The organism is Corynebacterium lipophiloflavum DSM 44291, assembly GCF_000159635.1.
In the GTDB taxonomy this organism is placed as follows: domain Bacteria; phylum Actinomycetota; class Actinomycetes; order Mycobacteriales; family Mycobacteriaceae; genus Corynebacterium; species Corynebacterium lipophiloflavum.
Window position 1 is genome coordinate 604,854 of the sequence record NZ_GG667191.1, and the last position, 18,975, is coordinate 623,828.

Annotated in this window: 22 protein-coding genes; 14 read left to right on the plus strand and 8 right to left on the minus strand. The window is 66.1% G+C overall.

Annotated elements, in window-relative coordinates; all coding sequences use genetic code 11:
* The 4 genes from HMPREF0298_RS12550 to HMPREF0298_RS03055 all read left to right on the plus strand — a co-directional run.
* On the plus strand, positions 1–282 hold a 282-nt coding region (locus HMPREF0298_RS12550; protein WP_006839629.1), incomplete at its 5' end, for a phosphoribosyltransferase family protein.
* Between the two features lie 97 nt (positions 283–379).
* Complete coding sequence (gene hpf, locus HMPREF0298_RS03045; RefSeq protein ID WP_006839630.1) at positions 380–1,063, plus strand: ribosome hibernation-promoting factor, HPF/YfiA family; 684 nt, start codon at positions 380–382, stop codon at positions 1,061–1,063.
* Between the two features lie 160 nt (positions 1,064–1,223).
* Positions 1,224–3,767 (plus strand): preprotein translocase subunit SecA, encoded by a 2,544-nt coding sequence (secA, locus tag HMPREF0298_RS03050; protein WP_006839631.1) that lies wholly within the window; start codon positions 1,224–1,226, stop codon positions 3,765–3,767.
* A gap of 183 nt (positions 3,768–3,950) precedes the next feature.
* Positions 3,951–4,157: a hypothetical protein gene (locus HMPREF0298_RS03055; RefSeq protein ID WP_006839632.1), complete on the plus strand. Its 207-nt coding sequence runs from the start codon at positions 3,951–3,953 to the stop codon at positions 4,155–4,157.
* A gap of 9 nt (positions 4,158–4,166) precedes the next feature.
* Here the strand turns inward: HMPREF0298_RS03055 and HMPREF0298_RS03060 are convergent, their stop codons facing one another.
* Positions 4,167–4,532 (minus strand): hypothetical protein, encoded by a 366-nt coding sequence (locus tag HMPREF0298_RS03060; protein WP_006839633.1) that lies wholly within the window; start codon positions 4,530–4,532, stop codon positions 4,167–4,169.
* 115 nt (positions 4,533–4,647) lie between these two features.
* On the opposite strand from HMPREF0298_RS03060, the gene HMPREF0298_RS03065 reads away from it, so the two are divergent.
* Positions 4,648–5,064 (plus strand): HAD family hydrolase, encoded by a 417-nt coding sequence (locus tag HMPREF0298_RS03065; RefSeq protein ID WP_006839634.1) that lies wholly within the window; start codon positions 4,648–4,650, stop codon positions 5,062–5,064.
* Positions 5,061–5,555, plus strand: coding sequence for a DUF6912 family protein (locus HMPREF0298_RS03070; RefSeq protein ID WP_006839635.1), 495 nt, complete (start codon positions 5,061–5,063; stop codon positions 5,553–5,555). The genes HMPREF0298_RS03065 and HMPREF0298_RS03070 overlap by 4 nt, the downstream gene beginning before the upstream one ends.
* Here the strand turns inward: HMPREF0298_RS03070 and rsgA are convergent.
* Together rsgA and aroA are read right to left on the minus strand one after the other, a co-directional pair.
* Positions 5,529–6,554, minus strand: a complete 1,026-nt coding sequence (gene rsgA, locus HMPREF0298_RS03075; protein WP_040422221.1) for a ribosome small subunit-dependent GTPase A — start codon at positions 6,552–6,554, stop codon at positions 5,529–5,531. The two genes, HMPREF0298_RS03070 and rsgA, sit on opposite strands and share 27 nt — an antisense overlap.
* Before the next feature lie 5 nt (positions 6,555–6,559).
* Positions 6,560–7,843 carry a 3-phosphoshikimate 1-carboxyvinyltransferase gene (gene aroA, locus HMPREF0298_RS03080; RefSeq protein ID WP_050758289.1) on the minus strand — a complete coding sequence of 428 codons (1,284 nt, stop codon included), beginning with the start codon at positions 7,841–7,843 and terminating at the stop codon, positions 6,560–6,562.
* Between the two features lie 69 nt (positions 7,844–7,912).
* On the opposite strand from aroA, the gene HMPREF0298_RS03085 reads away from it, so the two are divergent.
* Positions 7,913–8,563: an SOS response-associated peptidase gene (locus tag HMPREF0298_RS03085; RefSeq protein ID WP_040422420.1), complete on the plus strand. Its 651-nt coding sequence runs from the start codon at positions 7,913–7,915 to the stop codon at positions 8,561–8,563.
* Positions 8,564–8,637: 74 nt separating this feature from the next.
* On the opposite strand, the gene HMPREF0298_RS03090 is transcribed toward HMPREF0298_RS03085, so the two are convergent.
* Complete coding sequence (locus tag HMPREF0298_RS03090) at positions 8,638–9,021, minus strand: YbaK/EbsC family protein (RefSeq protein WP_006839639.1); 384 nt, start codon at positions 9,019–9,021, stop codon at positions 8,638–8,640.
* 35 nt (positions 9,022–9,056) lie between these two features.
* Here HMPREF0298_RS03090 and HMPREF0298_RS03095 point away from each other — a divergent pair, with 35 nt between their 5' ends.
* On the plus strand, positions 9,057–9,641 hold the full coding sequence (locus HMPREF0298_RS03095) for a sigma-70 family RNA polymerase sigma factor (protein ID WP_006839640.1): 585 nt from the start codon (positions 9,057–9,059) through the stop codon (positions 9,639–9,641).
* Positions 9,642–9,908 carry a mycothiol system anti-sigma-R factor gene (gene rsrA, locus HMPREF0298_RS03100; RefSeq protein WP_040422223.1) on the plus strand — a complete coding sequence of 89 codons (267 nt, stop codon included), beginning with the start codon at positions 9,642–9,644 and terminating at the stop codon, positions 9,906–9,908.
* A gap of 74 nt (positions 9,909–9,982) precedes the next feature.
* Here the strand turns inward: rsrA and HMPREF0298_RS12950 are convergent, their stop codons facing one another.
* Both HMPREF0298_RS12950 and HMPREF0298_RS03105 read right to left on the minus strand, forming a co-directional pair.
* The gene (locus HMPREF0298_RS12950) at positions 9,983–10,057 is read right to left on the minus strand and encodes a 50S ribosomal protein bL37 (protein ID WP_095066802.1); all 75 of its coding nucleotides are present in this window, start codon (positions 10,055–10,057) and stop codon (positions 9,983–9,985) included.
* A gap of 99 nt (positions 10,058–10,156) precedes the next feature.
* Positions 10,157–10,420, minus strand: coding sequence for a WhiB family transcriptional regulator (locus HMPREF0298_RS03105; RefSeq protein WP_006839642.1), 264 nt, complete (start codon positions 10,418–10,420; stop codon positions 10,157–10,159).
* Positions 10,421–10,911: 491 nt separating this feature from the next.
* Between HMPREF0298_RS03105 and HMPREF0298_RS03110 the strand changes: the two genes are divergently transcribed.
* Positions 10,912–11,379, plus strand: a complete 468-nt coding sequence (locus tag HMPREF0298_RS03110; RefSeq protein WP_006839643.1) for a hypothetical protein — start codon at positions 10,912–10,914, stop codon at positions 11,377–11,379.
* On the opposite strand, the gene HMPREF0298_RS03115 is transcribed toward HMPREF0298_RS03110, so the two are convergent.
* Together HMPREF0298_RS03115 and HMPREF0298_RS03120 are read right to left on the minus strand one after the other, a co-directional pair.
* Positions 11,376–12,569, minus strand: coding sequence for an Rv3212 family protein (locus tag HMPREF0298_RS03115; protein ID WP_006839644.1), 1,194 nt, complete (start codon positions 12,567–12,569; stop codon positions 11,376–11,378). The genes HMPREF0298_RS03110 and HMPREF0298_RS03115 overlap by 4 nt on opposite strands.
* On the minus strand, positions 12,566–13,858 hold the full coding sequence (locus HMPREF0298_RS03120) for a DEAD/DEAH box helicase (RefSeq protein WP_006839645.1): 1,293 nt from the start codon (positions 13,856–13,858) through the stop codon (positions 12,566–12,568). Before HMPREF0298_RS03120 ends, HMPREF0298_RS03115 begins: the two co-directional genes overlap by 4 nt.
* Positions 13,859–13,981: 123 nt before the next feature.
* On the opposite strand from HMPREF0298_RS03120, the gene HMPREF0298_RS03125 reads away from it, so the two are divergent.
* Genes HMPREF0298_RS03125 through HMPREF0298_RS03140 form a run of 4 tightly spaced genes read left to right on the plus strand, consistent with a single transcriptional unit; the run spans position 13,982 to position 18,972 of the window.
* A complete protein-coding gene (locus HMPREF0298_RS03125; RefSeq protein WP_006839646.1) occupies positions 13,982–14,206 on the plus strand; it encodes a DUF3107 domain-containing protein in 225 nt (74 codons plus the stop codon).
* A gap of 21 nt (positions 14,207–14,227) precedes the next feature.
* Complete coding sequence (locus HMPREF0298_RS03130) at positions 14,228–15,169, plus strand: DUF3152 domain-containing protein (RefSeq protein WP_006839647.1); 942 nt, start codon at positions 14,228–14,230, stop codon at positions 15,167–15,169.
* A 16-nt stretch (positions 15,170–15,185) separates the two neighbouring features.
* Complete coding sequence (locus HMPREF0298_RS03135) at positions 15,186–15,896, plus strand: hypothetical protein (protein WP_006839648.1); 711 nt, start codon at positions 15,186–15,188, stop codon at positions 15,894–15,896.
* A 19-nt stretch (positions 15,897–15,915) separates the two neighbouring features.
* Entirely contained in the window at positions 15,916–18,972 is a 3,057-nt protein-coding gene (locus tag HMPREF0298_RS03140; protein WP_006839649.1) for an ATP-dependent DNA helicase, read from the plus strand.
* Positions 18,973–18,975 lie beyond the last annotated feature (3 nt).

Below are 18,975 nucleotides of genomic sequence, written 5' to 3' on the forward strand. Positions count from 1 at the left end.
AACCGCGGCGGTGATCCGGTGGAGGCCTTGTGCAGGGCCAGCGGCAGGCCGACGGCCGCGGTGCTGAGCCTGGCGCCGGCAGCGCGGGATCAATCCGAGCTCTCCGCCGCGCAAAGGCGAGCCAACCTGGCGGGGCGGGTGCGCTGCGCCTCCGTGCCGAAAGGTGGCGTCATCGTGGTCGATGACGTGGTGACGACGGGTTCGACGCTGCATGCGAGCGTCGCAACGCTGCTTGCTCGCGGGGCCGACGTGCGCGCCTGCGTGGCGCTATGCGGGGCCTGATCCGAGAAATTTGGTGGCATGTTTGGGCGCGGGGGGCAACAGCCCGCTTGTATAGTGGATTTACCACCGTATTCGCTGCTACCAAGGGAGGAAGCAGATGACTTCTGCAGACAACAACGACGCCAACGCCGTCTTAAGCCCCGAGGCACAGGTGACCATCACCGGGCGCAACGTCGAGGTCCCCGAGCACTTCCAGGAGCGCGTCAACGCCAAGCTCGCCAAGATTGAGAAGCTTGATCCGACGCTGAATTTCTTCCACGTCGAGCTCAAGCACGAGCCGAACCCGCGCCGTGAGGCGCAGGCGCAGCGTATCCAGATCACCGCCACCGGCAAGGGCCACCTCGCCCGCGCCGAGGCCAAGGAGGACAGCTTCTACGCTGCCCTCGAGTCGGCGATTGGCAAGTTGGAGCGCTCGCTGCGCAAAGTCAAGGTGCGTCGCGAGATTTCCCGCTCCGGCCACCGCGCACCGAAGTCCACCGGCCAGATCGCTGCGGAGCTCGAGGCTCAGGCGCGCGAGGCTCGCACGAGCGCGGGCGGCCAGTTCGATGTGGACCCCTACGCGGACCAGATCGAGGACGTGCAGCCGGGCCAGGTCGTGCGCCGCAAGGAGCACCCCGCCACGCCGATGAGCGTCGACGATGCCCTGTCCGAGATGGAGCTGGTCGGCCACGACTTCTACCTTTTCATCAATTCCGAGACCAACCGACCGTCGGTGGTGTACCGCCGTCACGCCTTCGACTACGGTCTGATCTCGCTCGTCGAGACCGACGACGACGCCTAATTCGGCAGTCGATGTGCCGCGCCGCCTGTGGGGGCTTTCACCCTTGCAAGGCGGCGCTCGGTCTTTTAAGGGTGACTTCCCAGCGACGGTTGTCAGCCATGGCGGTACAATGGCCTGTTGGCAGTAGTTTATTTCCATCTACATGAAGGACTCCTAGCACGTGTTTGGACTTTCGAAGCTTCTCCGAGCCGGAGAGGGTCGCACCGTCAAGCGCCTCGCCAAGATGGCCGACGAGGTCATCGCACTCGAGGACGAGTACGCGGCGCTAAGTGACGCAGAGCTCAAGGCAAAAACGGCCGAGTTCAGGCGGCTCATCGCGGACGGCACCAGCTTGGACGAGCTGCTTATCGACGCCTTCGCCACCGCCCGGGAGGCTTCGTGGCGCGTGCTGGGCCAGAAGCACTACCGGGTCCAGGTGATGGGTGGTGCGGCGTTGCACTTCGGGTCCGTCGCCGAGATGAAAACCGGTGAGGGCAAGACCCTGACTTCTGTGCTTCCGGCGTACCTCAATGGCCTTGAGGGCAAGGGCGTGCACATCGTTACCGTCAACGACTACCTGGCCAAGCGCGACGCCGAGATGATGGGCCGCGTGCACCACTTCCTGGGACTCGACGTGGGCGTGATCTTGTCCGAGATGCGCCCGCCGGAGCGCAAGAAGGCCTACGCGGCGGACATTACCTACGGCACGAACAACGAGCTCGGTTTCGATTACCTGCGCGACAACATGACCCGCTCGACGGCGGATATGGTCCAGCGCGGACACAATTACGCCATCGTTGATGAGGTTGACTCGATCCTGATCGACGAGGCGCGTACCCCGCTGATCATCTCGGGCCCGGTCGATGGTTCGATCCAATTCTTCACCGTTTTCGCCCAGCTCGCCCCGCGCATGCGCGAGGGCATCCACTACGAGGTGGACAAGCGCAAGCGCACCATCGGCGTGACCGAGGAGGGCGTGGAGTACGTCGAGGATCAGCTCGGCATTGACAACCTCTACGCCCCAGAGCACTCCCAGCTGGTGTCGTACCTCAACAATGCCATTAAGGCCAAGGAGCTCTTCGAGCGCGACAAGGACTACATCATCCGCAAGGGTGAGGTGCTGATCGTCGACAGCTTCACCGGACGCGTGCTGGCGGGGCGGCGCTACAACGAGGGCATGCACCAGGCCATTGAGGCCAAGGAAAACGTCGAGATCAAAAACGAGAACCAGACCTTGGCGACGGTGACCCTGCAGAACTACTTCCGTCTCTACCACAAGCTCGCCGGCATGACGGGTACCGCGGAGACGGAGGCTGCCGAGCTGCACCAGATTTACGGCCTCGACGTGGTGGCGGTTCCGCCGAACAAACCGAACCAGCGCGTTGACCGCGATGACCTAGTGTACAAGACCCAGGAGGCGAAGTTCGCCGCTGTCGCGGACGACATTGCCGAGCACGTCGCAAACGGCCAGCCAGTGCTAGTGGGCACGACCTCGGTCGAGCGTTCGGAGTACCTGTCCCAGCTGCTCACCCGCAAGGGTGTCAAGCACAACGTACTCAACGCGAAGCACCACGAGGAGGAGGGCCGAATCATCGCCGAGGCGGGGTTGCCCGGCAAAGTGACGGTGTCGACGAACATGGCCGGCCGCGGCACCGACATCGTGCTCGGCGGCAACCCCGAAGTGCTGCTCGACGCCCGACTCCAAGAGCAGGGCCTCGACCCCTTCGAGGACGAGGAACGCTACCAGGAGGCGTGGAACGAGCAGCTGCCGAAGGCGCGCGAGCGCTCGATGCAGCTTGGCGACGAGGTCCGTAAGGCCGGCGGCCTGTACGTTATCGGCACGGAGCGCCACGAGTCGCGCCGCATCGACAACCAGTTGCGCGGCCGTTCGGGCCGCCAGGGTGACCCGGGCGAGACCCGTTTCTACCTCTCCATGCGTGATGAGTTGATGGTCCGCTTCGTCGGCCAGACCATGGAGAACATGATGAACCGCCTCAACGTCCCCGACGACGTGCCGATCGAGGCGAAGATGGTCTCCAACGCGATCAAGGGCGCGCAGAGTCAGGTGGAGAACCAGAACTTTGAGATGCGCAAGAACGTGCTCAAGTACGACGAGGTGCTCAACGAGCAGCGCAAGGTGGTCTACCGCGAGCGCCAGGAAATCCTCGGCGGGAAAGACATCAAGGACCAGATCCGCCGCATGATTACCGACACCGTCGGCGCCTACGTCGACGGCGCGACGGTGGAAGGCTACGTGGAGGACTGGGACCTCGATGAGCTGTTCAACGCGCTAGACTCCCTCTACGGCCCGTCCGTGACGCCGCAGCAGCTTATCGACGGCTCCGAGTACGGCCGCCCCGGTGAGTTAACCGCCGGCCAGCTGCGTGAGGCTCTCGTTGCTGACGCCCAGGCCCAGTACGACTCGTTGGAGGCGAACGTCGCCGCGATTGGCGGGGAGGCGCAGATGCGCAACGTCGAGCGCATGGTCATCCTGCCGGTGATCGACACGAAGTGGCGCGAGCACCTCTACGAGATGGACTACCTCAAGGAAGGCATCGGCCTGCGCGCGATGGCGCAGCGTGACCCGCTGGTGGAGTACCAGAAAGAAGGCGGCGACATGTTCCACGCGATGGAGGAGGCCGTGCAGGAGGAAACCGTGCGCCAGCTGTTCATGATGCGCAGGCAGTTCGAGCAGCAGCCGGGAGCGGAGACCGCGACGACTTAGAAGGTGGGCCGTTGTGAGTGACAAAAGTTGAACCAGCGTTGAAACTTTTGTCATTTTCCCAGGTGGTGTGGAGGCCTGATGTAAAACTTGTCACTGCTGACCCTCGGTGATTCACCCGCGAAAGGGTTTCTACTGTCATACCGAGCTCGGACTTCGGGCTTCCTGCTTCCCGAGTATCGTGCGATGGTCGCAGTCATGTTGAAGAACCCGCTAGTCATTCTGCTGATCCCCGTCACGTGCGTGGGGATACTGCTGAACGTAGTGCAGATTGTCACCGGCGACTTCTCCCACCCGCTGTACTCCCAAGGAAAAACCCTCGCCTTGCTGGGAGGTATCGGGTGTGTCCTTTACACGCTCAGCGTTTACCGCCGGCGGCGCCGCGGGAAGTAGCGTGTCGACCTACAGCACCTTGAACGACACTAACCGAGCGTCGCGCACCCGGGCGACGTAGCCGAAGCGCCGCCCGCCGACGTCGACGGAGCCGAACAGCTCGCCGCCCTCGCGCGCGTGACAGGTGACAATGCGTACCGGCCCGCGCACCGCCAAGGCTCTGCGCTTGGCCTTGACGTGGTTGCGCACCCCGAGTGCGTAGAGCTTTGACTTCAGTGTCTCCGCGTCACGGTTGCCGAACGCCGCGTCAAGCGCGCCTCGCACCAGGGGCGAGACGTTGGCTGTGGGTTCAGCGCGGTCCTGGGGTCGGGCCGAGGCCAGCGTCCTGGGCACCAGGACGTGCATGTATTGCTGCCCTGGCACTGGGTAGAACACGTTTGCTCCTTCGCGGTCGATAGGCGGGGTAGGTAGGATTGTGGCACGATTAGGCAGCGCCGCAACGGCTGCTAGCGCACACTTCAGTAAGCACACAGAGAGGTTTCCCATCCTGATGCAGGCACTCATCATTGACTACGCCGGAGTTCTCGACACCGATGCCGAGGACCAGCGCCGGTGGCGCACGTTGATCGAGGCCGTCAAGGAAACGGGAATCAAGACCGCGATCCTGTCCAACGTTGAGGCGGAGGGCGAGCAGGCCGACCAGGTGCGTGAATGGGAGTTTCGCGGGGTTGTCGACGCGGTCGTGCTCTCGGGCGAGGTGGGCGCTCGCAAACCCGAGCGTGCCGCGTTCCAGGCCGCCGCGGACGCGGTAGAGGCCCCGCTCACCGATTGCGTGATGATCGACGACGACATCATGAACGTCCGCGGCGCCGTTGAAAACGGCATGATCGGCATTTTGCACACCGCCTTCGAGCGCACCGCGGTGGAGATCCAGTCCTTGTTCGACATTGAGGGTGAGTTCGAGTGAGGGTCTACATCCCGGCGACGTTTTCCATGCTGGCCTCGCTGAAAGACAGCGGGGTTCTCCACCCCCGCAATGGTTGGGGATTCGCGGCCACGCCCGAGCTGACCGAGTTTTTCACCTCGGGCGATCAGGAGGAGATTGAGGCGATTGCCTTCGACGACGCGGCGCTGGCGTCGATACGCTTGCTCGCGATCGGCGACGAGGAGCAGTTTCCGCACCGCCGCGTGGTCGTCTCCGCCGACGTGGAGGTGACGGTTGCGGCTGAGATGGGCGAGTCCGTGGTGCGCATCGACGGCCCTGTCGAGATGAAGGACGTCGCCGCGCTTCATATCGATGTCGCCGAGGCCGAGGCGGCCACCGCGAAGGCGATCGACAACGTCGATGCCGCGGATCTGGGCGACGAGGATGCCGAGCTGGCGGTGGGGGATGCGCAGGACAATTACATGGCGTTCTACGACCCCAGCGAGCTACCGTTTATCGTCGAGCTGCTTTAGCTCCCACTCGTTGTTGGAGTGCAGCGCCTCAAGCAGGCGCCGCACGGCGAGCGCGCGCCTGCCCGTCGGGCAGGTGTGGTCGAGCTCGTCCCACGCGCACTCGGGATCGGCGGGCGGGCCGAGGTGGGTACAGCCGCGCGGGCAGTGTTCCGCGGCTGCGGCCAACTCGGGGAACACGCCGACGATTTCATCGGGGCTGACGTGGGCCAGCCCGAAGGAGCGAATGCCGGGGGTGTCGATGATCCAGCCGCCGCCGGGTAGCTCCAGCGCCACCGACTGGGTGGAGGTGTGACGGCCCTTGCCCACGCCGGAAACCGCCCCGGTCTCCCGGTTGGCGTCGGGCACGATGCGGTTAACCAGCGTGGATTTGCCCACGCCGGAGTGGCCGATGAGCGCGGAGAGGCGGCCCGTGATGCGTTTCGCCAGTTGCTTGATGTCGTCGTCAATGCCGACCACGAGCACGTCGACGTCGAGGTCTTCCAGCTCCGCGCGGAAAATTGCCGGGTCCGCCAGATCGGACTTTGTCAGGCACACGATAGGGGTCACGCCCCCGACGAACGCGGCGATCAGAGCGCGTTCGACAAACCCGGTGCGCGGCGGGGGATCGGCGACCGCGGTGACAATCAACAGCAACTCCGCGTTGGCTACGACGATGCGCTCGTAGGGGTCGGTATCGTCCGCGGTCCGGCGCAGCACCGAGGTGCGGTCCTCGCGTTTGACGATGCGCGCCAACGTGTCCTTGTCTCCGCTGGTATCGCCCACAACGCCGACGCGATCCCCGACCTCGACGGAGACCCTTTTCAACTCCCGCGCCCGCATGCACTGGACGACGGCCCCGGTGTCGTCGAGGACGACACCCCAGCGGCCGCGGTCTTTGGTGACCACCATCCCGCCCACGGCGTCGTCGTGGGCGGGGCGGTCCTTGGAGCGCGGGCGCGACCCCCTACCTGGACGGACGCGGACGTCGGATTCGTCGTAGTCGGAAAACCGTCTGGCCACGGGAATTACGCCTCCACCATGTCTGCCCACATGCTCTCGAACCCGGGCAGGGTTTTGGCGGTGGTGGCGATGTTTTCCACCTCGACACCCTCGGTGACCAGCCCGATGATCGCCCCGGCGGTGGCCATGCGGTGGTCGTCGTAGGAGTGCCACTGTCCACCGTGCAGGCGGGCCGGGCGGATGCGCAGACCATCGGCGAGTTCCTCGCAGTCGCCGCCGAGCCTGTTGATTTCGTCCGTCAGCGCCTTGAGCCTGTCCGTTTCGTGGCCGCGCAGGTGTGCGATTCCGGTGAGCTCGGAGGGTGTTTTGGCCACAGCCGCCAGCGCGGCGACGGTGGGGGTGAGTTCGCCGAGGTCGCTCATGTCGAGGCGGATGCCGCCTAGCGTGCCTCTCGACGCCCCAGTCACGCGCAGGGTGTGTCCACCCGCGGCGTCGGCCTCGAGAACGGTCTCGCAGCCCATGCGCTCCACAATCGTGCGGATCGCGTCACCCGGTTGCGTGGTCGCGGCCGGCCAGTTCTTCACGGCAACGCAACCGCCGGTGACGGCCGCCGCGGCGATAAACGGGGTCGCGTTCGACAGATCCGGCTCAACCACCCATGTGCGCCCGCGGATCGGCTGCGGCGCAACCCGCCAGGTGTGGCCGGTGGATTCTACGGCCACGCCGGCGTCGGCAAGCATGGCGAGCGTCATCTCGATGTGCGGCATCGATGGCAGGGTGCCGCCGGTGTGGGTGATGGTCACGCCCTCGTCGAAACGCGCCGCCGCGAGGAGCAGCCCGGAGACGAACTGGGAGGAGCCGGAAGCGTCGATCTCCACCGTGCCGCCGCGCGCGCGGGAGGCGCCGTGGACGCTAAACGGCAGGCTGCCGCCCTGGATCTGGACGCCCAGGTCGCGCAGGGCGTCCAAAATGGTCGCGATGGGGCGCTGGCGGGCGCGCTCGTCACCGTCGAAACGGACCTCGCCGGCGGCGAAGGCGGCGACCGCGGGCAGAAAACGCATCACGGTGCCGGCGAGCCCGCAGTCGACCTCGGCGCCGTGCAGGCTGCCGGGGGTCACCGAGATTTCGTCCCCCTCGGTGACAAAGCCCACGCCCATGGAAGCGAGCGCCGCCTCCATCAAGTCCGTGTCGCGCGAGCGCAGCGCGCCGACGATGGTCGAGGGCCCCTGGGCCAAGGCGGACAGCACGTAGGCGCGGTTGGTCAGCGACTTTGACCCCGGCACGCTGACAGTATGGGTGATCGGGGTCGCGGAAAACGGCGCTGGCCACAGTTCAGTCATGCAAACCATCATAAGGACTTACAGCGCGGCACCACCATTAATGCGCCGGTGTCCGCGGTAAGCGCGATAATGGTGGACATGTGCGGACGATTCGTTCTATTCACCAGCGGCACCGACCTCCTCGACGAGGTGGCAACTCTGCCGTCCATCGCGCGCGTCGACGCGCCGGACGGCACTCCGCCGCCGCGCTACAACGTCGCGCCCACCCAGCAGGTGCCGTTGATCCGCTTCGACGGCGAGGTCGCCACCCTCGATTCGGCGCGTTGGGGTCTTTTACCCAGCTGGAAGAAGGACGATTCCGGCCCGCCGCTGTTTAACGCCCGCGGTGAGACTGTGGCCGAGAAACCGTCGTTTCGTTCGGCGTTCAAGGCCCGGCGGGGCCTGATGGTGCTCGACGGTTACTACGAGTGGAAAGACAAGCAGCCCTACTTCGTCACACCTGCCCACGGCATGCTGTACGCCGCCGCGCTGTGGGAAACGGGACTGGACAGGCTCTCGACCACGATGGTCACCACCGACTCGGTGGGTGAGCAGATGACGTGGCTGCACAACAGGCTGCCGCTGTTTCTCGCCCGCGACGAGATCGAGCAGTGGGTGCGCGGCACGCCGGAGGAGGCCCTCGAGCTGGTGCACCCCTCGCGCGTTGCCGGGGAATTGTCGTACCGCCCGGTGTCTAAAGCGGTGGGCGACGTGCGCAACGATTTCGCCGAGCTTATCGACGCTTCCTAGGAACTGAGCTCCACGAACTCAGCACAGGTCAGGGCCGCTAAATCGCGCGGAGCAAGAGAAATTGACAGGCCCCGCTAGCCGCCGGAGACGGTGACGGTGGGCACGGCGGCGCAGGGGGCGTCGATAAGCGTGCGCAGCTCAGTCGCGGTGCCCAACGGTGAGATGCCGCCGATGACGTAGCCGGTGGCGCGCTGCGCCCGGCCGGGGTCGGCGAGCGCGGCGTTTTTCCACTCGAGTGCGCGGGCGGCGGCCTTGAGGCTCAACCGCCCCGAGACGGGGACCAGGCACAGGGCCAGGTCGCGCTCGTGCTGGACGACGAGGGTTTTCAGCACGGTGGAGGGGTCGAGGCCCAGCTCGGCGACGGAGTGCTCCCCGAAGTGATCGCGGCTGGGGGTGTAGCTCAACAACTCGTGGTCGATTGCCGCCACCGCCTCGACGGCTCTAGTTTTCTTCGCCATGGTGACCCACAATAGGCCAGCAGGCGGTAGCTACAATGATGCCCATGGCCGACACTGACGTGCACAAGCGCTTCACCGAGGAGGCGATGCCGCTTCTGGACCAGCTCTATGCCGGCGCCCTGCGGATGACGCGTAACCCCCAAGACGCGGAGGACCTGGTGCAGGAGACCTACCTCAAGGCGTTCAACGCTTTCGACAGCTACAAGCCGGGCACCAATTTAAAGGCGTGGCTGTATCGGATCATGACGAACTCCTACATCAACACCTACCGCAAGAGGCAGCGCAGGCCGCTCGAAACCTCGACCGAGGACATGACCGATCACCAGCTCTACACCACGAGCTCGCACGACTCGACGGGGCTCGAATCGGCCGAGGTCGCGGCTCTGAAGGTCATGCCCAACAGCCGGATCTCCGAGGCGTTCGACGAACTCAACGAAGACTACAGGATGGTCGTTTACATGGCCGATGTGGAAGAAATGGCGTACAAAGAAATCGCCGAGGCGCTCGACATTCCGCTCGGCACCGTGATGTCTCGGCTGCATCGGGGAAGAAAACAGCTCCGCGTGTTGTTGAAAGATGTGGCCAACGAGCAAGGAATCGGTCTGGAGGAGAAGAAGTAAATGAGCACTGATTGCCCGAAGTGCGGGAACGCGCACCGCATGTTGTGTGAATTGCTCGACTCCGAGACCACCGCGGCCCGCGCCGCAGAGATCCGCGACTTCATCCAGTCCTGCCCGGAGTGCTTTAGCCGCTACGAGAACGAGCTCGCCGCACGCACCATCGTCCAGAAGTGCTGCGGCGCCTCCCACGCCCCGGATCACCTTCGCCAGCGCATTATCGCCTCCATCACGACAGTATCCGTCACCCAGGTTCACTACCGCAGGTAAGGGCTCTCGTGGCCAGTAACGGCGAAACGCCCTCCGCGCCTAATGTGGCGTGGAGGGCGTTTCGTTTGCGCTTCTTAAGAGTTCGGGCGCTTGCCGCGGTTGGCGCTCTTCTTGCGGCGGTCCTTCCGCTTACGACCACGCTTGCTCATGGTGCCTCCTTGTATGGGTCAAAGTGTGTCTCGTTTCCCCACTTTATCGCCCGCGCGGGCGCGCGGAGAAATCGGGGCGCTAAGGCGTGACGGCTGGGCTTAGGCGGTCAGGCGTGCGCGATTGCGGGCGCGCTGCTTGTTGCGTCGCTTGAGCGCACGGCGCTCCTCTTCGGACAGGCCGCCCCACACGCCGGCGTCCTGGCCGGTCTCCAGTGCCCACTTCAGGCACTGGCTGGTCACGGGGCAGCGGTTGCAGACAAGCTTCGCCTGCGCGATCTGGCTGAGTGCGGGGCCGGAGTTTCCGACGGGGAAGAACAGCTCGGGGTCTTCGTCGCGGCAAACGGCTTCGTGGCGCCAATCCATGGTCAGTACTCCTTCATTCAGTGGGTTTCGTTGCGTTTTAAGGTTTTGTGCGCACCACAAATGCCCCCAGAGATCTGGGTGCACTGTACGTTTCAACACGGCAGGAGTTGGGCAGATCTTCCCGGTGGATCCGGGATCCGTCATCCATTTCCCTGCTGTTAACCCCGTGGTGGCTTGGGGTTAAGGGCTAGGTAACCAGCCCGTCGTTTTGGCTACCCGAGAATAATGGCACGTCCCAACGATCTCCGCTAGGGGTAGAGCCCGAATTGTGATGGAGATCATATTTTCTTTCGTGTAGAAAATGGCTCGGATTGGTGGGCACCCATGAAATTTCCGTTCTGCTGCAAGGCGCTGGCCTGCACTTTTGCCTACTTTGGAGCGAGCACGCAGCCAGGCGCGCGGTCAAATCGCTTCGATACCCATTGTGGACGCACTCGTTGCGTTTACGTGGCGTTTACGGGGAATTTGAGGCGCGGATACACTTAAGCCCCGTGACTGAGAAACGAAACCCCATTGACGAAAACGAGCGTGCCGCACTCGCCGTCCCCGCTGTGGTCAAGTTCGGTGCGGCCGTTGTGCTCGCGCAGTGCCTAGCGTTGTTCGGATATTCGATCTGGCTGATTGTCACCAACCTCCGCGGCACGGCGTCGTCAAGCTTGGAGTCCGCCTCCGCCGCCACGGACTTCGTGGGCATCGGAACCGCGGTGTTTCTGCTCATCGTCTTCGGTTTCGTCGCCTACCACGCCGCGAGCACCGTGGCCGGGCAGCCGTCGGGCCGCGGCGCAATCGTGCTGATTGAAGCAATCCTGCTCGGCGTGGCCTTCTACATGTTCACCGGGGGAGCGGTACTCCTCGGCGCCGTCACCTTGGTCTCCGCCCTGCTCGCGCTCGCCGGGGTGTTCCACCCCGCCGCGGTCCAGTACTGGGAAGCGCGCTTTCACGCCCGCACCCGCGCCTAGCTGGCGGAAAATACCACCAGCTCGCCGCCGCGCTTTTCGACGACCGCGTCTCCCGCGCCCGCCAGCCCCACCGGGCCCGCGTAACCACCGCGATCGAGAGCGATCACCCGTTCCACCTCGCGGGTGTCCCAGTTAGCGACAACCACACCCGCGCTAGTTGCGAAGAGCAACTTGTCGCCGGCCGCGAAGCCAGGCCCCAACGCGCCGTCGAACGCCCCGCTGAAATGCAGACCGTCCGGCTCGAACAAGGACAGCGTGTTCGGGGAGAAGTACGTCATGTGGTGGGGCAGATCGGCGGATTCGCCGGTTGCGGGGTCGGCAGCTGGGCCGAGATCGGGGGCGGGGGACGCCGATAACTGCTCGCCGTTTGTGTTGTAGGCGCTGACCTGCATCGAGCCCGGGTCGTAGACCGCCGCGGCCTGCGGCGACACCGCGACCACATAGGCCGACTCCGCGATGGGGACGTCGGCGTGAATCTCCGGCTTGCGGGAATCCTCAGGGGTGGTTGTTTGCAGCCGCAGCCACGTCCCGTCCTCGCAACGCTCGGTCACCGCGAGCAGTTCCTTGCGCGTTTGCGCCGAGGTGATCGTGCACGCGTGCGGCTGCATCCCGGACTCCTGCGGGGCCTCAACACGGCCGTACTCCACGGTGCGCACGAGGTCCGAGCGCCACAGCTCCACGCGCTCTGCGCTGGCGTAGCCCACGCGATCGTTCGACGACAGCGACGCCACCTCATCCGGGGCCACCGACGAGCGCGTTGCCGAGTACGTCCCGGCCAAGGCGTCGAGCGCCACGACGTCGCCGCAGCCGGCGGTGCCGCGGTAGGTGGCGACCACCTTTCCCCAGGCCGCGTCAAGCGCGCACAGGTCGAGGTCGCGCTGATACGTCCACGCCGTCTCCCCTTGCGGCGTTGTCGCCCGCAGAGTGCCGTCGGCGTAGGAAATGATCATGCCCTCGGCGACAACGGGTGCGACACCCTCCGAGGTGTCGGGGAGGCGGAAAGATTCCTGAAGCGTTGATGGGGGCGTCGACAAGCTAGCTGCGCTCTCATACTCCTTCACCGCGGGCGACAGCTGGGAGGCGCGGATGGGGGCGGTGGCGAACGCCACGGCCACCAGCACCAGCGATGCCGCCGCGATTACCGCCGCCGCGATGAGGTCGCCCCGGGTGCGTCGATAAGGTGCGCTCACCGGCGCTTCCTTTCGCGCGGGCGGCGCGGGGAGGGGTCACCGTGGACGGTGACCGCCGGGCCGACGCGCTCGCCGGCGGAGTCGGGGATATCCAGTGCCTCGTAAAGCTCCGGCGAGGTGGAAAACCACGCCGGTGGATCGGGCATCTCGAGTCCCAGTTCGGCGTTGATCGCAGTCCATTTCTGCCCCTCATCAAAGCCGACGAGCGTGACCGCGATCCCGGTCTGTCCCGCCCGGCCCGTGCGGCCGATGCGATGGACGTAGGTCATGGGATCATCCGGGGTCTGGAAGTTGATGACGTGGGTCACGTCGTCGACATCGATGCCGCGCGCGGCGACGTCCGTGGCCACAAGGATGCTCACCTCGCCGCTGCGAAACGCCTCGAGCGCCTGTTCACGCGCACCCTGGCCCAGATCGCCGTGGACGGAACCGACGTCGAAACCGCGCTCGGCGAGATCGCGGGCCACCTCGGCGGCGGTGCGCTTCATCCGCGTGAAGACGATCGTGCGCCCGCGCCCGCGCGCCTGCAGGATGCGCGCGGTGACCTCGAGCTTGTCCATGCGGTGCGACCGAAAGACCACCTGGCGCGTCGTCGAGTGGGTGCTCGGGGTGTTCGCGGCCTCGGCGCGGATGTGCACGGGCCGGTTCATCAACGACCGCGCCAGGGTCAAAATCGGCCCGGGCATCGTCGCCGAAAACAGCATCGCCTGCACCGGTTGCGGCAGAGCGGCCCACAGCTTCTGGATGTCCGGGAAGAAACCAAGGTCGAGCATCTCGTCGGCCTCGTCGAGCACCAACACCGCGACGCGGTCCAGTTGCAGGTTGCCGCGGTTGAGAAGGTCAATCAGGCGACCCGGGGTTCCGACCACGACGTCGACGCCACTGCTCAATACCGCTATCTGCGCTTCGTAGGGCCGCCCGCCGTAGACGGTGGTGATCCGCACAGGGGTGTACTTCGCGGCTCGGGAAAGGTCTTCCCCGACCTGCACGGCCAGCTCGCGCGTCGGCACGATAATCAACGCTCGGGGAGTGCCGTCGAGCTCGGCGACGTCAGCGTCGTCGAAGACCCGATCCAGGAGGGGAACACCGAACGCGTAGGTCTTGCCCATGCCCGTGCGCGCCTGGCCGATGACATCCTTGCCCGCCAGGGCCAGCGGCGCCGCGAGCTCCTGGATGGAAAAGGTGTGCGTGATCCCGAGCTCATGTAACGCATCGACAATCTCCGCCGCGACACCGAGCTCGGCGAACGTCGGCGCGAGTTGCTCCGCAGGGTTAGTTGGGGTAAGCACACGCTCATCTTAGCGCCGGCGGATTTCGACCGGCGAGTGCAGTGGCCGCTGCGGCCGATACAGCCGATACAATGGTGCGGACTGCGAAAACCAAACTGAGACAAGGACAGTGAATCTAAGCACATGGATATCAGGATCGGACTTTCCGACAGCCAGCGAGAGCTCGCGGTTTCCAGCAACGAGATGCAGGAGGATGTCCTTGCGCGCGTGAGCGCGGCGATCGCGGAGGGCCAGCCGACGCTGACCTTGGAAGACGACAAGGGCCGCAAGTTCCTCGTGCGCACCGAACGCATCGCGTATGTCGAAGTGGGCAACTCCAACGCGCGCGCCGTTGGCTTCGCCCGCTAACGCCCGGCTAGATTAAGGCGCATGACTCACAGGCACGGCCACGCACCCTACGACAGGCCCGAGACTCGCGAGCGGGAGTCGTCGTTTTTCGCGCGCTTCGCCCGCGAGTACGGGTGGCGTGCCTACGCCATTCCGGTGCTGGCCGTGATCACCGTGTTCGTGCTCGTCAACATGGTCTCCAACCCGGGGGAGGCGGTGGTAGCCTCGCCGGTGGCGGACACCTCTGCAACTCCTCGCGATGACACGGCGCACAAAGACGACAGCAGTGCGGCGCGAGAGCCGGCGACTCTGCCGGAAGGCACCGTGGGCTTGGAGGATTTGCCGCCGGGCGGGCCGTACACGGAGAGCGGCGAGGGCACATTTCGCCCCATCGGGGTCCCCGGAGCTGCGGTCGGCAAGGGCGAAGAGCTCGTCTTGCGCTACGTCGTCGAAGTGGAAAACGGTCTGGATACCAACGCCTACGGTGGCGATGATGCGTTCGCCGCGCTTGTCGACGCCACCCTGGCGGACCCGCGCGGCTGGACCAATGATGCGCGCTTCGGTTTCGAGCACGTCGCCGCTGACCAAAACCCCGACCTGAAGATCCAGCTGACTTCGCCTGGCACGACAAAGGCCACCTGCGGCGCCGACCTCGGCCTGGAGACGAGCTGCCGAACAATGGCCACCGGCGTGAGCACGGTAGTGATTAACGAGGCCCGCTGGGTGCGCGGCGCCGCCCCGTTCGAAGGCGATCTGGGCGGATACCGCCAGTACCTGGTCAACCACGAGGTCGGCCACGCCCTCGGTTTCGCCGAGCACGTTGCCTGCCCGGAAAACGGCGCCTTGGCGCCGACGATGATGCAGCAGACGATCAGCCTGAATAACGCCGAGCTGCACAGCCTCGACCACGACGAGGTGTACCCGGACTCGAACGAAACCTGCCTGGCTAATCCCTGGCCGTACCCGCGTCCGGCCGTTCTTTAAGGGGGGGGACAAAGGCATGGCAATTCCGGGGCACGTTTTATCCGCTTTCCAGGTCGAGGGGACTTCACTGGTGGAGCTGGGCGCGGCGTGGGATTTCGGAGCGCGCTACGACCGTGTGGTGGTGTCGGCCGCGACAGCGACCTCCGCGTGGTCGGCGAAGGTGCGCGAGCGCTTCACCTCGCCGGGCGTGCTGGTGGCTCGGCCCGTGCGCGCCACTGACGGCAGGGTCGTCGTCGGCGGTTTCAGGGCCAGTGAGTTCATTCAGGGCGACACCGCGGCGCGTGCCGACGAGGCGGTCGCCGCAGCGCTCGCTTTCGACGCGGCCATGGCCGGGGTGGATGCCCCGACGGTCGAGCGCACCGACGTGTGGGCGGAGGCGGATCGCGCGGTGTGGGATGCGGTGCCGACACCCGGCCCGGTGTCCGTCGCCCACCTCGACTTCTTCGCGTGCTGCCTTTTTTCGGGCACGTTGCCGCCGGCGCTGACGGACATCGTGCCGTCCGCGGAGCCGCGCCCGCGCGGTTACACGGCGGCGCTCACGCTTGTCGACGCTCTGCTCAACGAGGCCGTCGATGAGCGCATCGTCTCTCGCTGGGCGCATATCCCGGACCTTCAGGCGCTGGCGCTGCGGGCCTGCGAGTTCCGTGAGCTGACGGGCGCGTCTACCCGGGGTCAATCGAACGCGAGTGCGAATTTCGAGCGGGTTCGCGCCCTGCTGTCGATCTAACCTGGCACAATCGGGGCCCATGGTGGTAGACAACTCTCCTTCCGCGCCGCCGCGGGCCTACCTGGTGCCGCGCCGCCGCCGCACCGAGCAGCGCTCGTGGGCCCACGCCATCCCGACGAGCGGTATCTGGAAGGTCACTGGCGAGGCGGGCTCGGGAGTCAGCAGCTTTCTCATCGATACCGTCGTGCAGGCCGTCGAGTCAGGCGCCGATCCCCGCGGGATCCTCGTGATCAGTTCATCCAAGGAATCCGGCGCACGCCTGCGCGTCGAGTTATCCGACCGGCTGGCGGCCTCCGGGTTCGTCATCGATGAGCCGATGGTGCGCTCGGTGCACTCCCTTGCGTTCGCTTTACTGCGCCAACGCGCCGGCGGCGACATCCGGTTGATTTCCGGTGCCGAGCAGGACGCCGCAATCCGCCAGCTCCTCCAAGGCCACGCCGAGGACGGCCGCGGGACGTGGCCGGAGCAGCTGCGCCCCGCGCTACCCATGGTGGGCTTTGCCCGCCAACTGCGCGACTTCCTCCTGCGCGCCGTCGAGCGCCAGCTCACCCCCGACGCCCTGCGCAACTTGGGAAAGGTGCACAACCGCCCGATCTGGTCCGCAGCCGGCGATTTCCTGGATGAATACCAGCAGGTCATGGCGCTTAACCCGGCCCGCTTCGTCAGCGCCTCCGAGCTCGTCTCGTCGGTGCTGCGCGGTGAAATCGAACAGCGCTGGCATACCGTCGTTGTCGATGATGCCCAGCACCTCGCACCCGCGGCGGGTGAGCTGGTGCGCCGACTTGTCGAGCGCGCCTCGCTCGGGGTCGTCGGTGGTGACCTCGGCCAAAGCGTGTTCCGCTTCCGCGGGGCGTCGCCACGATTTTTCGCCAACCTCGCAGGGTTGCCGCACGAGGTCATCGACCTCGGTGAATCGCGGCGCGCACCCATTGCCCAGGCTGCGGTGTGCGACAGCGCGGCGGCCCAGAACTCCCTTGTCGCCGACACCGTGCGCCGTGCGCACCTCGAAGGCGGCGTCGCCTACCGCGAGATGGCCGTGATCGTGCGCTCGGCCAGCTCAATCGAGTCCGTGCGCCGGGCGCTACTGCACGCCGGCGTTCCGGTCATGGTGAACCCCACCGATGTGGTCTTGAGCGAGCAACGCATCGTCGCCGCCCTCATCCTTGGGTTGCGCGCGCTCGAGGGGGAGTTGAGCTCCGCCGAGTGGCGCGAGCTGCTGCTCGGCCCAGTGGGCGGCACCGACCCGGTCACCCTGCGCCGACTGCTTCGCGGCTTGCGCCGCTGGGAACCAGGCGAACGCGCCGAGGACACCCTGCGCCACCTGTTGCGCTCGACACAGCCCCTGCCCGATTTCGGTGTCGTGCTCACCGAGCGCGAGCTCTCCATCCTCAACCACGTGCGGGAAGTACTCGACGCCGGACGCGCCGAGCTCGCCCACGGCAGCATCGAGGACGTTTTGTGGGCGGTGTGGAACGCGACGGGACTAGCTAACCACCTGCTCATCGCTGCGCTGCGCGGCGGGGCGACGGGCTCCCAAGCCGACCGCGACCTCGACTCCGTGATGGCGCTTTTCGACGCCGCCGGCGACTATGTCGAGCGTCGCGTCGGCGGCTCAGACGTCGCCGGCTTCGTCGCGCACATCTCGGAACAGGTGCTGCCCACCGGCGTGCGCGACAGGCGCACCGCGACGCCGGACGCGGTAGCCGTGCTCACCGCGCACGGCGCGGTGAGGTGCGAATTCCACACCGTCATCGTCGCGGGCGTCCAGGAGATGCAGTGGCCCTCGTTGGCGGAAACCGGCACCATGTTCGGCCAGGAAGAGCTCGTCGACCTGGTCGACAACGACGTCGACCCCGCGGTACCCGTGAGCCGAAAAGCGGAGCGGCTGGCGGAGGAGAAACGCCTGTTTGACGTGGCCGTGAGCAGGGCCACCCACCGCGTGCTCGTCACGGCCGTCGACGAGCCTGACGGCGAGGAAGTCATCCAGCCGTCGCGATTCGTCGAGGATTTCTGCACCACCCACGACATCGCCCCCGCCTGCGTGACTACCGCGTCCACGTCTGCTTCACCGGCCGCTGGGGCGGAGGAGGTCACCGCCGTTCGCGTGCTCGCGCGCGACGACGTGATCGCGGAGCTGCGCCGCGCGCTCAACGATTCCGGCATCGGCGAGGCGGGGCGTCGACAAGCCGCGCGCCAGCTCGCGCGCCTCGCCGACGCAGGCGTGCCCGGCGCAGACCCCGAAGAGTGGTGGACAACGACCGAGGCCGCATCGCACGAGGCGCTCGCCGTTCCGGAAAGGCTCTCGCCCTCGCGCATCGAAAGCCTGCTTGCCTGCCCCATGCGCGAGGTGCTCCAACGCATGGTCGGGCTCGATTCCTCGCTGCACATGGTGTGGGGTTCGATGGCACACGCCTACTTCGAGGCCGTCGGCCGCGGGGTGGACGAAACCTTCGCGCGCAACGCAGTGCTCGAAGCGCGCCGTAGCGTCGATGACGCGCCACAGTGGAAGGTCGAGCGCGAGATCGCCGAGTTCGAAGCGATGCTCCAACGCGCCCACCGCTGGCTGCAGACGTCCCGCTCGGCGTTCGAGCAGGTCGCTGTCGAGGCGGACATCGACGTGGAGATCTCACCGGGTTTGCGCGTTGTCGGCCGCGCGGACCGCATTGAGCGCGATGGCAGCGGCGCGCTGCATATCGTCGACCTGAAAACTGGTTCCGGTGTGCCCAGCAAGGACGATGCCGAGGCCAACCCCCAGCTCGAGGCCTACCAGCTAGCGCTGTCCCGCGGTGCGATCGACGGCGAAACGGTGCGTAGCGCCGCGCCGGGCGAGACCCCCAACACGGTCGGAGGTGCGGTGCTCGTCTATCCCAAGGTGGACAGGGATGCGGCGGCGACGAGGGAGCAGACGGCAAAAAGCGAGGAGCGTCTCGCGCAGTTCGCCGAGCTCATCGCCCCGCTGCCGCAACGTGTGACCGGCCCGCGGCTGCTCGCCTCCACTGGCGCCCACTGCGACAGGTGCGCGGTGCGAGCGCTGTGCCCCGTACAACCCGAAGGACAGGTGGTTCCCCGTGGCTGAAGC